The sequence below is a fragment of the Longimicrobium sp. genome, assembly GCF_036387355.1.
Classification (GTDB): domain Bacteria; phylum Gemmatimonadota; class Gemmatimonadetes; order Longimicrobiales; family Longimicrobiaceae; genus Longimicrobium.
The window spans coordinates 1-3,650 of record NZ_DASVTX010000237.1; the positions used below are offsets into that span (position 1 = coordinate 1).

4 protein-coding genes are annotated in these 3,650 nt (G+C 69.8%); 2 read left to right on the plus strand and 2 right to left on the minus strand.

Annotated elements, in window-relative coordinates; translation table 11 throughout:
- The coding region (trpS, locus tag VF665_RS10460; RefSeq protein WP_331053370.1) for a tryptophan--tRNA ligase at positions 1 to 710 on the minus strand (710 nt) is incomplete at its 3' end.
- A 170-nt stretch (positions 711 to 880) separates the two neighbouring features.
- Here trpS and hutG point away from each other — a divergent pair.
- Positions 881 to 1,825 (plus strand): formimidoylglutamase, encoded by a 945-nt coding sequence (gene hutG, locus VF665_RS10465; protein ID WP_331053371.1) that lies wholly within the window; start codon positions 881 to 883, stop codon positions 1,823 to 1,825.
- A 252-nt stretch (positions 1,826 to 2,077) separates the two neighbouring features.
- On the opposite strand, the gene VF665_RS10470 is transcribed toward hutG, so the two are convergent.
- Complete coding sequence (locus VF665_RS10470) at positions 2,078 to 2,752, minus strand: OmpA family protein (protein ID WP_331053372.1); 675 nt, start codon at positions 2,750 to 2,752, stop codon at positions 2,078 to 2,080.
- 358 nt (positions 2,753 to 3,110) lie between these two features.
- On the opposite strand from VF665_RS10470, the gene VF665_RS10475 reads away from it, so the two are divergent.
- The coding region (locus tag VF665_RS10475) for a DEAD/DEAH box helicase (RefSeq protein WP_331053373.1) at positions 3,111 to 3,650 on the plus strand (540 nt) is incomplete at its 3' end.

Consider the following 3,650-nt stretch of genomic DNA (forward strand, 5'->3'; position numbering starts at 1 on the left):
TACAGGTCCACGATGATGGAGCCGTCCGGGTTCTTGGGCGCCTCCAGCGGGGTGGAGTCGGTGACGATGGACATCACCTTCTTTCGCAGCGGCTTCTCGTCGCTGAAGATGTCGAGCGTGTTCCCGTAGCTCTTGCTCATCTTCTGCCCGTCCAGCCCGGGGACCACGGCCACGTCCTCGCTGATCATGGGCTCCGGCAGCTTGAGCGTCCCCGCCCCGAACGCCTCGTTGATCTTGACGGCGATGTCGCGCGTGGCCTCCAGGTGCTGCTTCTGGTCGCGCCCCACCGGCACCACGTCCGCGTCGTACGCCAGAATGTCGGCGGCCTGCAGGATGGGGTAGGTGAACAGGCCCACGTTGCTGGCGATGCCGCGCGCGACCTTGTCCTTGTACGCCGTCATCCGCTCCATCAGCCCCATCGGCGTGACGGTGGACAGGACCCACATCAGTTCCGAGTGCAGCGGCACGTCGCTCTGGCGCCACAGGATGGTGCGCTCCACGTCCAGCCCGCACGCCATCAGGTCGACGGCCGCGGTGCGCACCGCCGTCCTCAGCGCGTCGGCGTTCTGCAGCGAGGTGAGGGCGTGCAGGTCGGCCAGGAACAGAAAGACGTCGCCCTTGCCCTGCATGTCCATCAGCGGCTTGATGGCGCCGAAGTAGTTGCCGATGTGGAGCACGCCCGAAGGCTGAAGCCCGGTTAGAATGCGCATGCGAAGAGCTCTGGATCACGAGAATGCGGACGATGATGACGGGCGGATGGGCGAGGGAGCGAAGGGCGCGCCGGTTGCCCGCGCCTCCCCCGCGCCCGTACCCTGTCCCGGTACGCTGAAAACTGTGCCCTTGCCGCGGTCCCAGCAAGAGAACCCGAGCCCCCACGGACGTGACCGACTCCCAATTGCACCCGCTGCACGGCCTGCGCGCCGCGCCGGACCCCCGCGACCCCCGCGCCCCCGCCCTGCTCGTCCGGCCCGCGGACGGCGAGCCGCTGGAGGGGCGGATGGTGGTGATGGGGATTCCGTACGATGGCGGGATTCCGTCCCGGCCCGGCGCCCGCATGGGTCCGCGCGCCATTCGCGACGCGCTCGCCGGCTTCGGCGCGTTCGACGGCGAGCGCGACGTGCCGCCCGCCATTGATCTGGGCGACATCGCCGTGCCGACGATGAACGGGGCGGACGCGCACGCGGCCATTCAGGAAGCCGCGCGGCGCGTGTTCGCCAGCGGCGCGCGCCCGGTCTTTCTGGGCGGCGACCACGGCGTGACCGGCTCGCTGATCGCCGGATTGGCGGCGGCGCGTCCGCAGGCGCGGCTCGGGCTGGTGACGGTGGATGCGCACCTGGACGTGCGCGAGTTCGACGACGAGGCGCACCTGTCCAGCGGCACGCCCTTTCGCCGCGCGCTGGAAAGCGGGATTGGCGACGGGCGGCGCACGGCGATGATCGGCATTCGCCGCTTCGCCAACTCGCGCTACTACCTGGAGTGGGTGGCGGAGCGCGGCGTGCACCTGGCCACGGTGGAAGACATCAGCACGCACGGCGCCACTCGCGCCGCGCGCGCGGCCCTGTACCGCGCGACGGAGGGCGCGGACGCGCTGTACCTGAGCGTGGACATGGATGCGTGCGACGCGGCGTACGCGCCCGGCGTGAGCGCGCCCGGCACCGGGGGCCTGACCGCGCGCGAGATGATCGACATCGTGCGTACGGTGGCGGCGGACGGCAGGCTGGTGGGCGCCGACATCATGGAAACCTCTCCGCCGTACGACCAGGACGGCCGCACCGCCCGCCTTGCCGCGCGCCTCCTGCTGGAGATCCTCGCCGCCCGCCCCTGACCTCGCGCCGGGCCCGCTTCCACGGCCGGCGCACGCGAAGGACGCGGACGCAGGCGAACGTCCCCTCCCGCCTGCGGAGAACAGCAACGGGGACACAGCGGCACGGAACGCCGCGCCGGTGCTGTCCCTATCCCCTATTCCCTATTCCCTATTCCCTATTCCCTATTCCCTATTCCCTATTCCCTGCCGTCACGAGAAAAGCCCGGGACCTCACGGTCCCGGGCTTCCTTTCGCGCAGAAAACTCCTGCGGATTACTGCGAGCCGTTCTCGCGCAGCACCTGCTGGCGGTACGCTTCGCTGGCGAAGATCGCCACTTCCACGCGGCGGTTCTGCTGCTTGCCGGACGCCGTGGTGTTGTCGGCGATGGGCTCCGACTCGCCGCGGCCTTCCACGCGGATCACGTTGGCCGGAATGCCCTGCTGCACCAGGTAGTTGCGCGCGGCCGAAGCACGGCGCAGCGACAGGCCCATGTTGTAGTCGTCGGAGCCGTCGGAGTCCGTGTGGCCCACGATCAGCACCTCGGTGCCGGGGTAGCGCTGCAGGCTCTGCGCAAGCTGCTGCAGGTTGCTGCGGCCGGCCGGCTGGATCACGTCGGAGTTGGTGGCGAACAGAATGCCGGACTCAAAGGTCACGGCGATGCCCTCGCCCACGCGCTGCACTTCGGTGTTCGGAATGTTCTCCAGCTCGGCCGCCTGCCGGTCCATCCGCCGGCCAATCACGGCTCCCGCCGCGCCGCCCACCACCGCGCCGATGATGGCGCCGCGGGCCGTGTTGCCCGTCTGGCGGCCGATCACGGCGCCGATCGCGCCGCCCGCGCCCGCGCCGATGCCGGCGCCGCGCTCCGTGTTGTTCATCGACGCGCAACCCGTCGTGCCGAGCGTGGCAACGCACAGCGCCGCGGCGATAGAACGCTTCATCTTGGTCATGCTTCCGTCTCCTCGAGTTTGGAATCCACCCTGCCGCTTCACCCCACCGGGGCGAGCGTGCCCATCCCCTGTGCACGGGGCGTGCCCCCAAGCACCACCCTTCCAACCGCACCGCCAAACTGGCGCCATCTCTGGGAAAAGCAAGGAATCCGGGCCGGGAAACTACCGTTCCCACCACCCTGCGGATCCGCACGCTGTCCTCAAAATGCTACGCGGCAACGACTTAGCCGACCCACAGACCGGTCGCGCCCGCGAACGCCCCGCTCCGACCGCGCCACGGCGAGGGCGGAAAACTGGCCCGGCGCTTGCCCCGGGGTGGCCGTCGTTCGCAGGACCCTTCGTACCGAAAGGCATTCGCGTGGCCGCAACCGCACCGGGCGCGGGCGAAGATCTCGCCCAGGCGCTCCGCCAGCATTTTGACCTCTCCGAGTTCCGCCCCGGCCAGGAAGAAACGATCCGCGCCGTGCTGGACGGGCGCGACGCCATCGTGGTCCTGCCCACCGGGGCCGGCAAGTCGCTGATCTACCAGCTTCCCGCTCTGCTCCTGCCCGGCCTCACCGTGGTCGTGAGCCCGCTCATCGCGCTCATGAAGGACCAGACCGACAAGCTGGACGAGCTGGGCGTGGCGGCGTGGACCATCAACAGCGCCCAGTCCGCGGGGGAAAAGCGCGCGGCGGAAGAGGCGGTGGAAAGCGGCGGCGGCAAGATCCTGTACGTGACCCCCGAACGCTTTCGCGACCGCGAGTTCTTCGAGCTGCTGCTGGAGCGCAGGGTTTCGCTCTTTGTGGTGGACGAGGCGCACTGCGTGAGCCAGTGGGGCCACGACTTTCGCCCCGACTACATGATGCTGGGGAGCATCGCCGAACGGCTGGGGCGCCCGCCGGTGCTGGCAGTGACG

Bases quoted from the DNA above. Each gene is read 5' to 3' on its own strand.
- VF665_RS10470 (WP_331053372.1), bottom strand. From the start codon at position 2,752: ATGACCAAGATGAAGCGTTCTATCGCCGCGGCGCTGTGCGTTGCCACG.